Raw genomic sequence first — 1,486 nt, forward strand, 5'->3', positions numbered from 1 at the left:
GGCCAGGACCACGTCCCAACCTGCATCGGTGCCGATGCAATCCGTGCCGAGGAATTCGGTCCCGATACCGTTGATCTCGCTGTTGAGCCGGATCGCGGTGGCGCAGAACGGGTCGATGTCGGAGGCGATCACCTTGGCGGCACCGGCCTTGGCGGCGGCGATGGCGACAAGGCCGGAGCCGGAAGCAAAGTCGAGCACGTGCTTGCCACGCACCGTGCCGGAATTGTCCAGGACATAGCGGGCAAGGCCCTGGCCGCCGGCCCAGGCAAAGGCCCAGAAGGGCGGCGGCAGGCCGATTTCGACCAGCTCTTCCTCGGTCCGCTGCCACAGATCATGCGCTTCGTCGGCAAGATGAAGCAGGATCTCCGGCACGTGCGGCGGCGCCATCAGCGCCGTGTTGTCGAGAATGAACTGTTTGGCGCTGTTGGGCGTGAGCGCCGTCACGGAACCGGCGTCAAGCCGCCCATGCGGCAGACTTCCTTCCATTCGGCCGGCGTCACCGGCTGCACGGAAAGCCGTCCGAGCCGCACCAGCGCCATGTCGGCAAGCCTCGGATTGGCCTTCACCTGTTCCAGCGTCGGCGGGTTCGGTACATCCCTTACGGCGCGGATGTCGACGCATTCCCAGCGCGGATCGTCCGACGTGGTGTCGGGATGGGCAAGCGCGCAGACTTCAGCGATGCCGACGATGTTCAGCCCCTCGTTGGAGTGGTAGAAGAAGCCGAGATCGCCGATCTGCATCGCCTTCATGTTGTTGCGCGCCGCGTAGTTGCGCACGCCGTCCCATTGCGTGCCGGCCTTGCCCTTGGCCTTCAGCATCTCGAAGGAGAACTTGAATGGCTCGGATTTGAACAGCCAGTAGTTCATGTCTTTCTCCTCCTTGGAGTCGCGCTGGCGACCGGGATTAACTAGCCGCCGGCTTGTTGAACGTCCAGTTCCACGGGCGGATTTCGACGCTTTCGAACAGCCCGGCCTTGGCGTAGGGGTCGGCGGCCGACAGAGCCTGCGCCCCTGCCAGGTCGGGCGCTTCGACGACCACGAGGCTGCCATTGGACCTGCCTTCAGTGTCAAGGAACGGACCGGCGAATGCCAGCTTCTTGTCGCCGTTCAACCCCTCGAGAAAGGCAACATGCTCGGGCCGCGTGTCGAGGCGCACCTGCAGGCTTCCGGGCTTGTCCTTGCAAATCACAGCAAACAGCATTTTTTCTCCTGATCGTTCAAAGTCGTGGGGATCAATCGTTGGTTTCGGTCTTCAGCGGCCGGGTCATCAACGCCGTCACGGCCTGCCGGACGGTGATGGTGCCATCCAGTATGGCGGCGACGGCGGCAATGATCGGCGCGTCGATGTTGCGCTCGGTCGCAATGCGGGCTGCGATCGCCGCCGTCGGCACGCCTTCTGCCAGCGGCAATCCGGCAAGTGGCTTGCCTTGCCCGAGCGCCAACCCATAGGCGAAATTGCGCGACTGGGTGGACGAGCAGGTCAGCAG

At 64.0% G+C, this 1,486-nt stretch carries 4 protein-coding genes; all 4 read right to left on the reverse strand.

The genetic code is table 11. The features are described from left to right. Positions 1–444 (reverse strand): 50S ribosomal protein L11 methyltransferase (locus EN879_RS35550; RefSeq protein ID WP_164774824.1); only part of this gene is annotated, 444 nt, incomplete at its 3' end. Beyond that, positions 441–866, reverse strand: a complete 426-nt coding sequence (locus EN879_RS35555) for an EVE domain-containing protein (RefSeq protein WP_063169521.1) — start codon at positions 864–866, stop codon at positions 441–443. The genes EN879_RS35550 and EN879_RS35555, both read right to left, overlap by 4 nt. A 37-nt stretch (positions 867–903) precedes the next feature. Next, on the reverse strand, positions 904–1,200 hold the full coding sequence (locus EN879_RS35560; RefSeq protein WP_063169520.1) for a YciI-like protein: 297 nt from the start codon (positions 1,198–1,200) through the stop codon (positions 904–906). Between the two features lie 31 nt (positions 1,201–1,231). Continuing rightward, positions 1,232–1,486, reverse strand: a 255-nt coding sequence (locus EN879_RS35565) for an NAD(P)H-dependent glycerol-3-phosphate dehydrogenase (protein ID WP_348631525.1), incomplete at its 5' end; no start/stop codon positions are given.

The sequence above is a fragment of the Mesorhizobium sp. M7A.F.Ca.AU.002.02.1.1 genome (assembly GCF_003998535.1).
GTDB classification, from domain to species: domain Bacteria; phylum Pseudomonadota; class Alphaproteobacteria; order Rhizobiales; family Rhizobiaceae; genus Mesorhizobium; species Mesorhizobium ciceri.

Bases quoted from the DNA above. Each gene is read 5' to 3' on its own strand.
- EN879_RS35555 (WP_063169521.1), bottom strand. From the start codon at position 866: ATGAACTACTGGCTGTTCAAATCCGAGCCATTCAAGTTCTCCTTCGAG.
- EN879_RS35560 (WP_063169520.1), bottom strand. From the start codon at position 1,200: ATGCTGTTTGCTGTGATTTGCAAGGACAAGCCCGGAAGCCTGCAGGTG.